At 64.3% G+C, this 12,354-nt stretch carries 20 protein-coding genes; 1 reads left to right on the top strand and 19 read right to left on the bottom strand.

Annotated features, from left to right (window positions below; translation table 11 throughout):
• Positions 1-13 precede the first annotated feature (13 nt).
• The 19 genes from ACEQZ0_RS05975 to ACEQZ0_RS05885 all read right to left on the bottom strand — a co-directional run bounded on the left by ACEQZ0_RS05975 (position 14) and on the right by ACEQZ0_RS05885 (position 11,620).
• Positions 14-2,890, bottom strand: coding sequence for a M16 family metallopeptidase (locus tag ACEQZ0_RS05975; RefSeq protein ID WP_370189343.1), 2,877 nt, complete (start codon positions 2,888-2,890; stop codon positions 14-16).
• Positions 2,891-3,008: 118 nt separating this feature from the next.
• Positions 3,009-3,812 carry a phosphoribosylaminoimidazolesuccinocarboxamide synthase gene (gene purC / locus ACEQZ0_RS05970; protein WP_370189341.1) on the bottom strand — a complete coding sequence of 268 codons (804 nt, stop codon included), beginning with the start codon at positions 3,810-3,812 and terminating at the stop codon, positions 3,009-3,011.
• A 123-nt stretch (positions 3,813-3,935) separates the two neighbouring features.
• Positions 3,936-5,243 (bottom strand): cation:proton antiporter, encoded by a 1,308-nt coding sequence (locus tag ACEQZ0_RS05965; protein ID WP_370189339.1) that lies wholly within the window; start codon positions 5,241-5,243, stop codon positions 3,936-3,938.
• Positions 5,244-5,431: 188 nt separating this feature from the next.
• Positions 5,432-5,992 (bottom strand): hypothetical protein, encoded by a 561-nt coding sequence (locus ACEQZ0_RS05960; protein WP_370189337.1) that lies wholly within the window; start codon positions 5,990-5,992, stop codon positions 5,432-5,434.
• A 329-nt stretch (positions 5,993-6,321) separates the two neighbouring features.
• The gene (locus ACEQZ0_RS05955; protein ID WP_370189335.1) at positions 6,322-6,504 is read right to left on the bottom strand and encodes a helix-turn-helix transcriptional regulator; all 183 of its coding nucleotides are present in this window, start codon (positions 6,502-6,504) and stop codon (positions 6,322-6,324) included.
• Positions 6,501-7,058 carry a hypothetical protein gene (locus ACEQZ0_RS05950; RefSeq protein ID WP_370189333.1) on the bottom strand — a complete coding sequence of 186 codons (558 nt, stop codon included), beginning with the start codon at positions 7,056-7,058 and terminating at the stop codon, positions 6,501-6,503. The genes ACEQZ0_RS05955 and ACEQZ0_RS05950 overlap by 4 nt, the downstream gene beginning before the upstream one ends.
• Positions 7,055-7,576, bottom strand: a complete 522-nt coding sequence (locus tag ACEQZ0_RS05945) for an HNH endonuclease signature motif containing protein (protein WP_370221272.1) — start codon at positions 7,574-7,576, stop codon at positions 7,055-7,057. Before ACEQZ0_RS05945 ends, ACEQZ0_RS05950 begins: the two co-directional genes overlap by 4 nt.
• Positions 7,577-7,659: 83 nt before the next feature.
• Complete coding sequence (locus tag ACEQZ0_RS05940) at positions 7,660-7,962, bottom strand: hypothetical protein (protein WP_370189330.1); 303 nt, start codon at positions 7,960-7,962, stop codon at positions 7,660-7,662.
• A gap of 69 nt (positions 7,963-8,031) precedes the next feature.
• Positions 8,032-8,229, bottom strand: a complete 198-nt coding sequence (locus ACEQZ0_RS05935) for a hypothetical protein (RefSeq protein ID WP_370189328.1) — start codon at positions 8,227-8,229, stop codon at positions 8,032-8,034.
• A complete protein-coding gene (locus tag ACEQZ0_RS05930) occupies positions 8,226-8,474 on the bottom strand; it encodes a hypothetical protein (RefSeq protein WP_370189326.1) in 249 nt (82 codons plus the stop codon). Before ACEQZ0_RS05930 ends, ACEQZ0_RS05935 begins: the two co-directional genes overlap by 4 nt.
• A gap of 138 nt (positions 8,475-8,612) precedes the next feature.
• Positions 8,613-8,750: a hypothetical protein gene (locus ACEQZ0_RS05925; protein ID WP_370189324.1), complete on the bottom strand. Its 138-nt coding sequence runs from the start codon at positions 8,748-8,750 to the stop codon at positions 8,613-8,615.
• Positions 8,747-8,992 (bottom strand): helix-turn-helix domain-containing protein, encoded by a 246-nt coding sequence (locus ACEQZ0_RS05920; protein WP_370189323.1) that lies wholly within the window; start codon positions 8,990-8,992, stop codon positions 8,747-8,749. Before ACEQZ0_RS05920 ends, ACEQZ0_RS05925 begins: the two co-directional genes overlap by 4 nt.
• Positions 8,992-9,228, bottom strand: coding sequence for a DUF2312 domain-containing protein (locus tag ACEQZ0_RS05915; RefSeq protein WP_370189322.1), 237 nt, complete (start codon positions 9,226-9,228; stop codon positions 8,992-8,994). Before ACEQZ0_RS05915 ends, ACEQZ0_RS05920 begins: the two co-directional genes overlap by 1 nt.
• Complete coding sequence (locus tag ACEQZ0_RS05910) at positions 9,228-9,668, bottom strand: helix-turn-helix domain-containing protein (RefSeq protein ID WP_370189320.1); 441 nt, start codon at positions 9,666-9,668, stop codon at positions 9,228-9,230. The genes ACEQZ0_RS05915 and ACEQZ0_RS05910 overlap by 1 nt, the downstream gene beginning before the upstream one ends.
• The gene (locus ACEQZ0_RS05905) at positions 9,665-9,814 is read right to left on the bottom strand and encodes a hypothetical protein (protein WP_370189318.1); all 150 of its coding nucleotides are present in this window, start codon (positions 9,812-9,814) and stop codon (positions 9,665-9,667) included. Before ACEQZ0_RS05905 ends, ACEQZ0_RS05910 begins: the two co-directional genes overlap by 4 nt.
• The gene (locus tag ACEQZ0_RS05900; protein WP_370189316.1) at positions 9,814-10,155 is read right to left on the bottom strand and encodes a hypothetical protein; all 342 of its coding nucleotides are present in this window, start codon (positions 10,153-10,155) and stop codon (positions 9,814-9,816) included. Before ACEQZ0_RS05900 ends, ACEQZ0_RS05905 begins: the two co-directional genes overlap by 1 nt.
• Before the next feature lie 147 nt (positions 10,156-10,302).
• On the bottom strand, positions 10,303-10,806 hold the full coding sequence (locus ACEQZ0_RS05895; RefSeq protein ID WP_370189314.1) for a hypothetical protein: 504 nt from the start codon (positions 10,804-10,806) through the stop codon (positions 10,303-10,305).
• On the bottom strand, positions 10,803-11,315 hold the full coding sequence (locus ACEQZ0_RS05890; protein WP_370189312.1) for a hypothetical protein: 513 nt from the start codon (positions 11,313-11,315) through the stop codon (positions 10,803-10,805). The genes ACEQZ0_RS05895 and ACEQZ0_RS05890 overlap by 4 nt, the downstream gene beginning before the upstream one ends.
• Positions 11,312-11,620 (bottom strand): transcriptional regulator, encoded by a 309-nt coding sequence (locus tag ACEQZ0_RS05885; protein ID WP_370189310.1) that lies wholly within the window; start codon positions 11,618-11,620, stop codon positions 11,312-11,314. The genes ACEQZ0_RS05890 and ACEQZ0_RS05885 overlap by 4 nt, the downstream gene beginning before the upstream one ends.
• Before the next feature lie 124 nt (positions 11,621-11,744).
• On the opposite strand from ACEQZ0_RS05885, the gene ACEQZ0_RS05880 reads away from it, so the two are divergent.
• Positions 11,745-12,350 carry an XRE family transcriptional regulator gene (locus tag ACEQZ0_RS05880; protein WP_370189308.1) on the top strand — a complete coding sequence of 202 codons (606 nt, stop codon included), beginning with the start codon at positions 11,745-11,747 and terminating at the stop codon, positions 12,348-12,350.
• The last annotated feature ends 4 nt before the right edge of the window (positions 12,351-12,354 follow it).

Genomic DNA, 12,354 nt, shown 5'->3' with positions numbered 1-12,354 from the left:
TCCGGCCCCTTTTTCAAGGCTGGCGGGCAGCCTCGCCAGGGATCACGCGAATGCGGAGTTCCTGCGCCGGGTCGAGATAGCGCTGCGCCGCGGCTTGCAGCATTTCCGGCGTCACCGCGCGGATACGATCTTCATAGCTGCGCACGCGGTCGAGCCGCTCGGCGCGAAGTTGCGCCTCGTCGATGATCGCGAGCCACCAGCCGTTCTCGCGTCGGCTCAGGGCGATCTTTTCCAGCAGCGGGGTCCGCGCGCGCTCGAGCAAGTCCGCATCGATCGGTGCCGTGCGGAAATCCTCGACGATCGCGTCGACCGCCGCGAAGACCTCGTCGGCCTGTTCGGGCTCGACCACGACCGAGGTGGAGAAGGTGCCGAAGCCGCGATAGATGCTCGACATGCTCGAACCCGCGGCGGGCGAGTAGGACGCGCCGAGCTGCTCGCGGATGCGGTCGAGCAGTTCGAGCCGCATGACGAGCGCAAGCACTTGCATGGTCGCCTCTTCCTGCGCGTCGTCGTCGTCGGTCGTCGGCCAATAGGTAAGCGCCAACGCCTGGTCGCTCGCTCCGGCATGCGTGAGGACACGCTCGCTGCGGTCGGTCGCGAACTGCGCCACGCGCTCGCTGTCCCAGCCCTCCAGAGTCGCCGCACGCCGGGGCAGGGCACCGAAGCTCGCGGCGACCGCGCCGATCACCGCATCGCTGTCGAAATCGCCCACGACCGAGATCTCGATCGGGGCCCGTGCGAACTGCTCGGCCACCAGCGCGCGGGTCTGCTCCAGCGTTACCGAGGTCAGCTCTTCTTCCGAGGGCAGGCCGAAGCGCGGATTGCCGTTGGCGAGGATTCGCGGGACCTGTGCCCGTGCCACCGCCTGCGGGGTGGCGTCGAGTTGCGCCACATAGGGCGGGATGATCGCCTCCCACCGCGCCAGCATTTCGGGCCGCAGCCCGGGATCGCTGAAATAGGCGGCGCTCAGCCGCAGTTGCAGCGGCAGGTCGGCCATGGTCGTGGCGCCGCGCGTGGCATAGCGATCTTCAGCAGCACCGAAGCCGTAGGTGAGGCGGTGTCCGGCGAGCACCTGGCGCAGCTCGTCATAGCCCTGTTGCCCAAGTCCGCCGAGCGCGCTGACCGATGACAGGAAGACCGCCTGCCCCATCTGGTCGCGCGGCAGCGCCAACTGGCCCGATCCGAGGCGGATCGCGAAGCGGACCTTGTCCTTCTCGAAGGATGTGGGCTTGAGGTTGAGCCGCACATTGTTGGCGAAGCGGATCGTGCGCACGCCGAGGTCTTCGATGATGCTGTCGTCGACAACCGTCCCGGCTGCTCCGAAATCGTCATAGGCGAAAGCCTGCCCACTCGTATCCGCCGGCGGCTCGACCGGTTCGGCGGCGGAGGCGCGCCAGGCGTCGAGGATGGTCGTCTGCGCATCGGCGATCGGTTGCTTGGTCGAGACGTGGATCAGCGGGTCCGACAGCGCGAAATGCTGTGCGAAGGCCTGCGAAACCGCCGCGGCGGTGATCCGGGGTTTCTGCGCCAGAAACAGCTCGTAGGTCGTCTGCGGGGTGATGAAGAGCCGCTCGCGGCGTGCAGTCGAGAGGATTCCGTCAGCGAGTTGCGTGTTGCGCCGCGTGTCCTGCTGGCGCGCGGCATCGCGATAGCGCTGTTCGAAATTGGCGAGCTGTTCGGCCACTTCGGCCTCGGTGAAGCCGTGTTCGACCGCGCGGCGCCATTCCTGTTCGCCGACCTCCAGCGCGCGCTGCCATTCGCCCTCGCGTGCCTGGAGCGCGACCTGCGCCGCGCGCTGGATATCGAAGAAGTCCGAGGCCGAGGCATTGCCGCCGATGATCGGCGAATCGGGGGCATTGGCTATCTTCTGCAGCCGGCGGTCGAGAATGGCGGTCCCGAGAGCGACCAGCCGCGCCTCGTCGGTTTCCGCCACCGTGGGCCGGCGTTCGACATAGGGCGCGAAGCGGTCGATCGTGACGAGCGTCTGGACGTCGGGATCGACGAAATTGGCCGCCGCGGGTCCGCGCGCGAGGTCGAGTGTGCCCTTGTCGACCTCGACCCGCGCCGTTGCTGGCGCCGCCCAGTCGCCGAATGCCGCGCGGATTTTGGCCTCGACCATATCCGGATCGACGTCGCCGACCACCACCAGCGCGGCATTGTCGGGGCGGTAATATCGTCGGTAGAGATCGCGCAGCACCTCGCCGGGGGCGGTGTCGATGATCTCCTCGGTCACGTCGGCGCGGAAGCGTTGCGCAAAGAGCGTATCCGGCGCGACGAAGCTGATCCAGTGCTTGATACGGCGCAGCGAGTAATTGTTGCGCGTGCGCGTTTCGGACTGGATCACCCCGCGTTCGCGATCGACCGCATCGTCGGCGATGGTCAGCTCGCTCGCGGTCTGGCGCATCAGCATCAGCGCGGTGTCGAGCAGTGCCGCGTCGGTGCGCGGCAGGTCGAGCTTGTAGATCGTGTCCTCGAAGCCGGTCGAGGCGTTGGTGTCCGCTCCGAAGGCGAGCCCGAGGCGTTCGAGCAGCTTGACCATCTCGCCCTCGGGCACCTTTTTCGAGCCGTTGAAGGCCATATGCTCAAGCATGTGCGCGAGGCCGAGTTCCTCGTCGCTTTCGTCGATATAGCCGACATCGAAACCGAAGCGGATCACTGCGGTGTCTTCGGGTGTGCCATTCTTGAGGACGGCGTAGCGCATCCCGTTGGCAAGTACGCCGAAGCGCACGGCGGGATCGGGCGCGATGTCGTAGACAGGATGCCCCCAGCCGGTTGCTGCCGGAGCGGCCTCGACGCTCGCGGTTGCCGGTGTGTCGCCCGCGATCAGCGGGTGGGCGAGGGCGAGAAGCGGGAGTGCCGCGAGCATGCGGCCGGTAGAAAATACGGACACGAAAACCTGTGCGATTGCGGCCGAGGCCGGACGTGGTCCAACGCTATGCAATCGGCAGGCTTAAGCCAAGCTTTCCAATGCGGCTTGCCCCCGGTGGGCTCCGCGCGGCGCGAAGCACCTACTTTTTCGGCTTGCTCGGCGTCCGCAGCCGCCCGCGATGGGCGTTCATGTCGAGCACTTCGCCCGGCCCGCTGTCGTCGTTCTGCAGGATACCGAGACGGCGCGCGACTTCCTGGTAGGCCTCGCTCTCGCCGCCCAGATCGCGGCGGAAGCGATCCTTGTCGAGCTTCTCGCCGGTATTGATGTCCCACAAGCGGCAGCCGTCGGGGCTGATCTCGTCGGCCAGGATCACGCGGCTGTAATCGCCGTCCCAGATGCGCCCGAATTCCAGCTTGAAGTCGATCAGGCGGATGTCGATCGCGCTGAACATGCCGCACATGAAATCGTTGATGCGGATCGCCATGCTCGACATGTCCTGCAGCTCCTCATGGCTGCACCAGTTGAAGCAGGCGATTTCCTCTTCGGAAACCTTGGGGTCGCCGAGCGAATCGTCCTTGAGGCAGTATTCGATCAGCGTGTGCGGCAGCAGTTCGCCTTCCTCGATCCCGAGGCGCTTGGCCAGCGTGCCCGCGGCGACATTGCGCACCACCACTTCGAGCGGGATGATTTCGACCTGGCGGACGAGCTGTTCGCGCATGTTGAGGCGGCGGATGAAATGCGTCGGGATGCCGATGTGCGACAGGCGGGTGAAAACATACTCGCTGATGCGATTGTTGATCACGCCCTTGCCGTTGATCGTGCCCTTCTTCTGGGCATTGAAGGCGGTCGCGTCATCCTTGAAATACTGGATGATCGTCCCCGGTTCGGGGCCCTCGTAGAGGATCTTGGCCTTGCCTTCGTAGATCTGGCGGCGACGTGCCATGCGGGGAATTCCTTCGCGCGTGAAAGCCATGCGCCCCGGAGGCGGAATCGACGGGCGATCGCGACTGCCGGGGCGTGCCCGGTCGCCATACAGAAGCGGCCGTGCGAAAGCAATCGGAGCGCGTCACTGCAGCGCGCGCGACGGAGCCTCCTCGACCGCCGGCGCGTGGTCGGCCTTCAGCCGCTCGATCAACCGCCCCAGCGTGGCGCGCTGGACCAGCACGCTGAACAGGACCGCGGCGAAGGTCGCGGCGAGGATCAACTCGCGCGTTTCGCCCGGTGGCAGTGAGAGCGCCAGGGCAATGGAAATGCCGCCGCGCAGGCCGCCCCACCACAGCACGCGGCCGGCGCCCTTGTCCTGCAGCCGCGCGGCGGGAATGGCCTTGGTCGAGGCAAGGATGCCCACTGCGCGCGCGGCAAGCGTGAGCGGGATCGCAGCCAGTCCGAACAGCAGGTGATAGCCGCCGGGGACGAGCGCGATCATCTCCAGCCCGATGAGCAGGAACAGCACCGAATTGAGCAATTCGTCGACCAGCTCCCAGAATTTGATCACATAATCCCGGGTCACGTCGCTCATCGCATAGGTAACCCCCTGGTTGCCGATCAGCAGCCCGGCGACCGCCATCGCCAGCGGGCCCGAGATATGGAGCGAGGAACACAGCGCATAGCCGCCCATCACGATCGCCAGCGTGATCAGCACTTCGAGCGTATATTCATCCATGCTGGCGAGCGCGCGATAGCCGATCCAGCCGAAGACGAGCCCGACCAGCACGCCGCCGCCCGCCTCGATCGCGAACAGCCGCGCGCCCTCGGACAGCGAGAAGTCGGCGCCCGTCAGCGCCGCGCCGAGCAGTATCGTGAAGACGACGATGCCGACCCCGTCGTTGAACAGGCTTTCGCCCGCCACCGCACTCTGCAGCGACTGCGGGACTTTCTCTTCCTTGAGCACGCCGAGCACCGAAACCGGGTCGGTCGGGGCGATCAGCGCGCCGAAGACGAAATACCAGATCGGCGCGAGGGGCAGGGCGAGCAGCAGGCCGACGCCCCACATGGCGAGGCCCACCAGTACGGTCGAGACGATCACGCCCAGCGTCGACAGCAGCAGCACCGGCAGCCAGGCGCTCCTGAGCCGCTCGAGATCGACATGCAGCGCGCCCGCGAAGAGCAGGAAGCTGAGCATGCCCTGCAGCAGCGTCTCGGTGAAATCCATCTGCCGCAGCGTCTCGGCGACCCAGTCGTCGAGCGTGATCGAGGGGATGAAGGCATCGGCAACCATCAGGCCGATCGCCGCCAGCGCCCCCATCACGGTCAGCCCGATGACATGCGGCAGCCTGACGAAGTGATGGTTGAACCACCCCAGCAGCGCCGAGGCGACCACCAGCAGGGCGGCGATGTCGAAAGCGGAGAGGGCGGTGCTGGCGGTATCGTGCATGGCAGATGCCTAGCGTGGGTGGCGATGCAGGAAAAGCCGGGCCGGATAAGGCAGGGTAGCAGAGTGGTGCCCAAGGGCGGAAAGGTCTTTGTCGATGTGATCGATGGTGCCTTCAACGCGCATGTCGGTCCGCGAATGCCAAACGTCAGCATTCTTGGCGCGCCCCGAAATTGTGGCGGGAAGCTGATCTAATCGCACAGTTTGTTGCGGCGATATCCGTCAACCCACTTTGCGATTACTTCGTCTGGTGGAGGTGAAACGCTCACAATGCGAGATGCATAGAAGTCGCGTGGGTATGCGCCCAAATGACCAAAGGCACCCTTGGAGATCGTTACCCAACCTTCGACTTCAATCTTCGCAAATCCGGTATGAAACAGTGAATCCTCGATACAGCCTTTGAGGTGGTTCCTATCCAACTGTTGAGCCAAAGCAACGCCGCACCCGTCTTGCGGGCAGTGAAACCAAGATCGTGTGTCGTCGGACCCGAACTCGCTGGGGACAGGCGGGAAATCAGGACTGGAAAAGTTCGAGGCCTCAAACCCCGTAATCAAAAGGCCCTCATAGCGGCTGCCAGGCGCTAGTATGGCACAGCCCACTTCATCCGGCTCAAGTTCACTCGGAATAGAATAATTCGGAAGCCCAATGGCACATGCAGAATGCAGAACGGAAGGCCGATCAATCCAATACCATGTGACTAGCCCAAGGATGGTGACCAGCAACCCCACGAGAATGAACTTAGCTATCTTCATGAAGAGAGAACGCTAGCCGAAATGCCAATGTCCGCAACCGGGTCATTAGCGGACAGTCCGCTTCCGGCCAGCGTAGTGGCAAAGCTGCCGGTATTCGGGAGGCGCGCGTTCTTGTTCGACCCGAGACCCGCTGATTGGTCCAACCGACTTCAGGGCGCGCGCCCAACCGGAGAAAATCCAGATCTGAGGTGCTGATTGCCGGGGTAGCGAAGTGGTGCCCAGGGGCGGCGTGAAAACATCGGTCTAACTCTCTGTCCAATCGTCATATTATGTTCTCGGTGTCGGAAAATGCCCCCGCCCGTGCCCCGGGCGAGGGTAAAAAAGGGGGATCAGCAGACGAGCTGATCCTCCAGCCAGGCTTCGATTTTGGAGCGCTTCCAGCGGACGTAGCGCGCATCCCGGAAATGCTCCGGTTCGGGGAACTTGCCCTTGCTGATGCGGTCGTAGATCGCGCTCTTCTTGAGGCCGACGATCGCCTCGACTTCGCTGCGACGGAGTAGCTGATCGGTCATGCGAGCTCTTGTGCTTTCAGTTCGGCAGAGAGAGCCTTCTCCTCAGGGAGCGGCTCCAGCTTGGGGATGAGGTTGAGGACGATGACCTGCGGGTTGTTGGCCCATTGCCTAGGATCGTGGATCGAAGTGAAGCTGGTGATGTCGGCATCCCAGCGGGCGGCCCAGCCTTCGACCCTGGTGAAGCCCTCGCCCCTGGCCTCCTCGAGCGTGATCTCCTGCAGCGGCTGCAGTTTCACTTCGTCGACTATCGCATGCCATCGATGCCAATCGCGCAGAAGGCACCGCGCGTGCCGCATGTCGCCGAGCTCGAGCGCCTCGACGTCGCCGGGTCCGAGATCCTGCTCGAAGTAAGGTCGGGCGTCGTAGCCGCTCGCTGCGGTTGGCGAGAGCGAATTGAACTTGCGCTTCAACCGATAGGGCTCGCGGATCCAGACGCGATCGCCCGCGACAAGGCGGGCGTACATTCCGTCGGCCGGGCGGCGAACGCGCAGCGGGGCACCCGATGCGAATGCGGCCGTGGTTGGCTGGCGGATGGTGAAGGGGAGTGCGGTCATCGCGCTTTGCTCCTGTGCTTTCGGGCTTCGCGAGCGGCATGCTCGAGACGCGCTGACGTCAGAACCGCTGGCTTCAGTTCGTCGGGAGCGTGGTCGTAGGGAAGCGACCACCGACCAGCGAGGCGGGGAAGAAGAGCGCGCGGGATGCACAGCCAGTTTGCCGGATCTGTGTTGCTGCGATCGCCATCGCGGCACTTGAGGCAATGTCCCTCCGGCACCGGCCCGTGAAGCTCTTCCCACTCGATGCGGTGGACTTCTTTCCAGCGCGACTGGAACGGCATGCCGTCGTGGATCTTCCGCTCTCGATAGCCGTCTTTCGAGACCCTTTCGGTGCCGATCGGCTGGTAGAGTTCGGCGGCCTTGCCTCCACGGTGGCCCTTCTTGAACTGAGTCCGGGCAGATGCCGCGTTGTAGGGCATTCTCTTGCCCTTGTTCGCCGGCACATGCCCTTTGGGAAAGAAACCGGTCCGCCCGGTCTTCCATCCCTTCCGCGAGCAGAGGGCCTTGATGTGGCCCACCTGGACATCGGTTCTGCGGAATCGCTCGACAAACAGACTGTGCAGCTCCCGACGCGGCAGTGCGGCATTGGCCTCGATCCAGCTCAGTTCGGCTGCGCTGTACTCGATTGCCCGGCCTCGACCGCCGCGTTGAGCTGCGGCGCCGTCGCTTCGCTGGTCCCGCCGATCGCGGGCAGCATGCGGGCGAAGCGATCGCCGTGGTTCGCGATCAGCGTGGCCGCCTTGAGCTGGGTATTTGCGCCCGAGAGGATCTGATCGGAGACGGCCACGATCGCGTCGGCGCGCTTGCACTCCTGCTCGATCTTGTCCTCGGACAAATCCTCGTCTGACAGCCGCTCGAGCTGCGCGAAAAGATGATTGTTCAGATCCGTGAGCTTGTTCTTCACGGGCTTTCTCCTTTTGAAGGCGCTCTATCGAGACGCGGGTGTAAGCAAATGGCGATCGGAGCTTGGTCATCAGGCGGCTCCTCGCGGGACGCAGTATTTTTCGACTTGTCCTTCGACCGCGGGCCCGTTGGCCCCGTAGACCCAGCGTCCTGCGCGGCGCTGGGCGCAGTGGAGGAATTCATTGGCGGTCTTCACCAGATAGAAGCGACCGTCCTCGATCCGATCGTCGAGCGGGACGAAGTGGAACTGGCTCTGGCGCTGTCTCAATGCGGCCTCCTCTTCAGGAGGGTCGCGCCCGAGCAACCGCGCGGAAGGACGGTGACGACGGTGAAGCCCTGGAGCACGATCCGCTGACCATGCTCGAGGCGAATGTAGGGCGCCCCGATCAGCGCCGCACGTTCTACCGCAGGCGAAGCGAGCTGTTCGCAGATGTCCCGATCGGGAAGATCCTCGACCCGCTCGCGGAAGCGCTCGATCGCGTGCCGCGTGATACAGATTGCGCAGCTAGCCATCGGGCTTGTCCTGGCGAATCTCGCGAGCGGCGCGTTGGCGCGCAAGCAGCTCTTCCTCGCGCGGGTCGATAGGCAGGATCCCAGTTGCGCCCTTCCGGGGGCGCAACGGCCGGAAGGGGAGAAAGCGGAGCCAGCGCATCACAGGCCGCCCTGCCATTCGGCGAGCGCGCGGCCGACGCTGCCAGCGACGCGGGTCGATGCCTCGAGCAAGAGAACGTAGGCGAAGCCCACGACACCTGCCGCGGCACAGTAGGCGAGGAGGTGACGGCGGCTCATCGACGATGCTCCGGTCGCGGCGTCGTGGGATACCCAGCCGCGCCGATCGCGGCGAGAAGCGATTGCGTGCCCTGGCGGATGGCCTGCTCGTGCCGTGCGTCGCCCGCGAGGTCGACCGAGAGTACCGAAAGTGTGCGACGGACCGAGCCGCGCTTGATGCCCATCGCCCTCGCTATCGCGGCATCGTTCATGCCCTGGTCGCGCAAGTCGATCATCTGCTGTTCGCGCTGGGTGATGGCCATCACCCGATCCCCAGCGCCGCTTTGTAGGTATCGAGGATGGTCTCCATCTCTCGACGATTGTCTGGCGTCATGGCGCGCAATCGGACGATCTGGCGCATGATCCTGACGTCGTAACCGACCGCCTTGGCCTCGGCGTAGACGTCGCGGATATCGTCGCCGATGCCCTTCTTCTCTTCCTCGAGCCGTTCGATGCGCTCGATCAGCAGGCGCAGGCGGTCATCAGTTGCTTCGGCCATCAGCAGGCTCCTTGGTGGGAAAGTTGGATCGGGATCGCGTCAATCGAGACGCGGGACGGGCGCTCGGCGCATGCAGAACAAAGGTCGGGTTCCGCCCATGAGCATGCGGCCGCCTTCTCACCCCTTGCGCCGGAATCGGGCAGGCACGGATCGAACCAGCTGCAAGCGCAGGCCCGGCAAATCTGCGTGAGAGGAAGCGTGCCGCGAGCCAGCAAGCGCATGTAGAGATGCGGATCGAATGCGAAGACGTTTCGCAGAACTTGCGCCTGGGCTAGCGTCAGAGCGGCCTCGTCGCCCTCGACACGCTCCAGCTGTTCGAGCAGGTTGCGCCGATCGAGGCGAACCAGGCCTAGCTGTATGGTGGCAATCTGCCGTGCCACCTCGCCTAGCGACAAGCCGGCCGCCTCGCGACGCTTCCTGAGATAGAGGCCCGGCGTCACGGCAGCACCACAGGGCGATGGATCGGCGCAAGCCCGCGTGCTCCCATCTGGAGGCCGTAGGCAAGGCGGTCGGCGAAATGGGCCGCGCCGAAGGTCGACAGGACCGCCACGGCGATCGCAAATGGATGGGCAAGCCGGGAGTGCATCAAACCGAATCCCATTCGCCCAGGCCGGGTGCACAGGTCGCCGCTGCCAGCGCGCGCAGGCGGTCGGCATCGAAGGGAAACACACGGTGATGCTCGAGCGAGCGGATCAGATAGGCGTAGTCGCCGGGCTGGTCGTCCTCGAGCGCGCGCAGGTCTGCCTCGGTTCGCGGGTAGGCGCCGGCGTGGCGGGAGATCTTCTCCGCACAGCTGCGCAACGCCATTCCCGCGCGCTGGCGACAGTCGCGGAGATAGCGACCAGGGGTGAGCCCGGAACGAAGGGCGGCGCCGCGTGCGGCGAGGCCGGCGGTGCGATCGTCGATGTAGGCGAGTGCTGCGGGCATAGTGGTGAACCTTCCGGAAAGCGGCAAAGCGAATGCGCTTCCGGAAGCGAGCCGGATGCGCGGGAACGGGAGTGAGATTGCGGGACGATCGGAGCCGCCGCAGTCGGGAATGCCGCGGCGAGACGAGCTCGGCCGCAGCGCGTGCGATCAGGGGCCCTGCGCTGCGGCAGCGACGGTATCGACCGCGCGAACGACAGGGATGTCACCCTTTTCGAGCGCGAGGATGATCGGCTTGGCCTTGTCGACGACGTCGACGAGTTCCTTGAGGGCGCGGCGTTCCTCCACGGGGCCGGCGCCCGGTGCGCAGGCGCGCATCAGCGCGGCGAGCGCTTCGCCGGTTTCGGTGGCGAGCCCCTCGGTGTGCGCGAGCAGGGTAAAGCGTTCGGCGAAGCGGGCCGCGGCGGCGAGCTCGAGCCGGATGAGATAGGAATCGGCGAGCGGCGCCCCGATGCCCCCGGCCGCCTGGAAGGCGAGGTCGAGCTCGATCGCATCGTCGAGCGGAATCTTCTCGCGTCGATCGGGATCGCCCCATGCACGGACCATGCTCTCACTGCGACGCGTAACCTGCGCCATCTCGGCGAAACCGCCGGGCAGCTGGCCAGCGATCCGCGCGAGGGCCTGGTCGGTCGAGAGAGGAGCGCGGGGCTTCACTGGCGCGCCTCGCTAAAAACGGCAGCAGTGTAGGGCATGCCGCCTCCACCGGCGGGATTGTTAGTCCCCCCGGCTTCGGCCATCCTGTCGGCGCTGAAACAGACAGGAGAAAAAACGTGCGATGCAAGACCACAGTCTATGGTGAATTCGTGCTGGGGGACGGTATACCCCGTCGACGAGCGGATCGTATACTCGGCGGCCGACTTCAACTCGATAGCGCGGATCGTCCCGATACTGTTGCAGTTCAGTGGAGAGGGGTCGAGGGTCTCGTGACCCTCGAGATGGATTTCGTTCAGGCATTGCAGTTGCTCTCCCTGCTCAAGAGTCTCCAGCTCGACAGCGGTGTCCCGTTTCCCGACGATCCGCGTGCGCCGAGCGCGCGCTGAAACCGGGCTCCTATCGTCGAACGGGAAGGGGCGGCCGAAGCCTGCTGCAAGGCGGCGCTCAGTCCGCAGCATACGCGGGTTGCGCGCTTCGGCATGATCGGCAGCGATGATGGCCCCGATCATATCCGTGCTTCCTCGAGCTCGTTGTGGCGTGAACCGCCGGCGGGCTGGGGAGGTGTGCAGCCCACCGGCGGATGCGCGGGCGGCTCCTCGCGCGGATAAAGGTCGGGACGAAGGTCGTGGCGGGAGACGCCTGTGGCGGCTTCGACTGCCAAGACAAATCGGCCTGGAAGCAGAGATTTGCGCTCAAGGAGCTGATGAATGTTTGAGGGCGAGCATCCGCAAATACGAGCTAACCCCGAATGTCCTCCCGCGCGCTTTTGCGCGGAGACGAATGCTTCGAAAGAACGAGATGATTCGTAGGACATGTAAGCCGACTTAAAGTCAACTTACACTCATGTCAAAGCAAAATTATAAAGCGAGCTTAAAGAGGTGACCTTAGTTTGCTTTGAGATGGAGGAAAATCTCACCGCGAAGAGACTAACGTCTCGAATGGATGAACTTGGCATCGACCAGAGTGAACTGGCACGACGCGTGGGATGCAGCTCTGCCGCCATCAATCAGATCGTCCGAGGTCACACACGCAACTCCCGTCTTCTGCCGAAGATCGCTTCGAGATTGGGGGTTCCGCTGGAATATCTCACCGGTGAGGCCGGCAATTCGGATTTTGTCGACGGCCTTCCGGTTCGTTCTGATATGGTCGCAGTCGAAATGGTCGACTTAGCGTACGGAATGGGCGGCACCTTTCTTGACGAAGATGCCGAATCACGAATCGAGGAATTCCCACTCTCGTTTCTAAGGCAGTTTACAAAGTCGGACCCTGGGCAGCTGCTTATCGCTGAAGGGATCGGCGACAGCATGACGCCTACGATCGGGCCGAACGATCTAATCCTGATCGACCGCGGGCAAAACATGCTCAACATAAACGACCGAATATGGGCCTGCGCAGTAGGTGAGATCGGAATGATCAAGCGCCTGCGAGTGCGCGGCGACACAGTGACGATCCTTTCGGATAACGAAAATGTCTCCGACGATCATGCCGCCGATGGCGAGCTTCATATCGTCGGCCGGGTAGTAGGTAAGTTCTCGCGACTATGAGGTC

It is taken from the genome of Qipengyuania sp., assembly GCF_964227205.1.
Taxonomy (GTDB): Bacteria; Pseudomonadota; Alphaproteobacteria; order Sphingomonadales; family Sphingomonadaceae; genus Qipengyuania.
This window is presented reverse-complemented; position numbering and strand designations above follow the sequence as displayed.

Bases quoted from the DNA above. Each gene is read 5' to 3' on its own strand.
- purC (WP_370189341.1), bottom strand. From the start codon at position 3,812: ATGGCACGTCGCCGCCAGATCTACGAAGGCAAGGCCAAGATCCTCTAC.
- ACEQZ0_RS05965 (WP_370189339.1), bottom strand. From the start codon at position 5,243: ATGCACGATACCGCCAGCACCGCCCTCTCCGCTTTCGACATCGCCGCC.
- ACEQZ0_RS05960 (WP_370189337.1), bottom strand. From the start codon at position 5,992: ATGAAGATAGCTAAGTTCATTCTCGTGGGGTTGCTGGTCACCATCCTT.
- ACEQZ0_RS05955 (WP_370189335.1), bottom strand. From the start codon at position 6,504: ATGACCGATCAGCTACTCCGTCGCAGCGAAGTCGAGGCGATCGTCGGC.
- ACEQZ0_RS05950 (WP_370189333.1), bottom strand. From the start codon at position 7,058: ATGACCGCACTCCCCTTCACCATCCGCCAGCCAACCACGGCCGCATTC.
- ACEQZ0_RS05930 (WP_370189326.1), bottom strand. From the start codon at position 8,474: ATGGCTAGCTGCGCAATCTGTATCACGCGGCACGCGATCGAGCGCTTC.
- ACEQZ0_RS05925 (WP_370189324.1), bottom strand. From the start codon at position 8,750: ATGAGCCGCCGTCACCTCCTCGCCTACTGTGCCGCGGCAGGTGTCGTG.
- ACEQZ0_RS05920 (WP_370189323.1), bottom strand. From the start codon at position 8,992: ATGGCCATCACCCAGCGCGAACAGCAGATGATCGACTTGCGCGACCAG.
- ACEQZ0_RS05915 (WP_370189322.1), bottom strand. From the start codon at position 9,228: ATGGCCGAAGCAACTGATGACCGCCTGCGCCTGCTGATCGAGCGCATC.
- ACEQZ0_RS05905 (WP_370189318.1), bottom strand. From the start codon at position 9,814: ATGCACTCCCGGCTTGCCCATCCATTTGCGATCGCCGTGGCGGTCCTG.
- ACEQZ0_RS05900 (WP_370189316.1), bottom strand. From the start codon at position 10,155: ATGCCCGCAGCACTCGCCTACATCGACGATCGCACCGCCGGCCTCGCC.
- ACEQZ0_RS05890 (WP_370189312.1), bottom strand. From the start codon at position 11,315: ATGATCGGGGCCATCATCGCTGCCGATCATGCCGAAGCGCGCAACCCG.
- ACEQZ0_RS05885 (WP_370189310.1), bottom strand. From the start codon at position 11,620: ATGTCCTACGAATCATCTCGTTCTTTCGAAGCATTCGTCTCCGCGCAA.
- ACEQZ0_RS05880 (WP_370189308.1), top strand. From the start codon at position 11,745: ATGGATGAACTTGGCATCGACCAGAGTGAACTGGCACGACGCGTGGGA.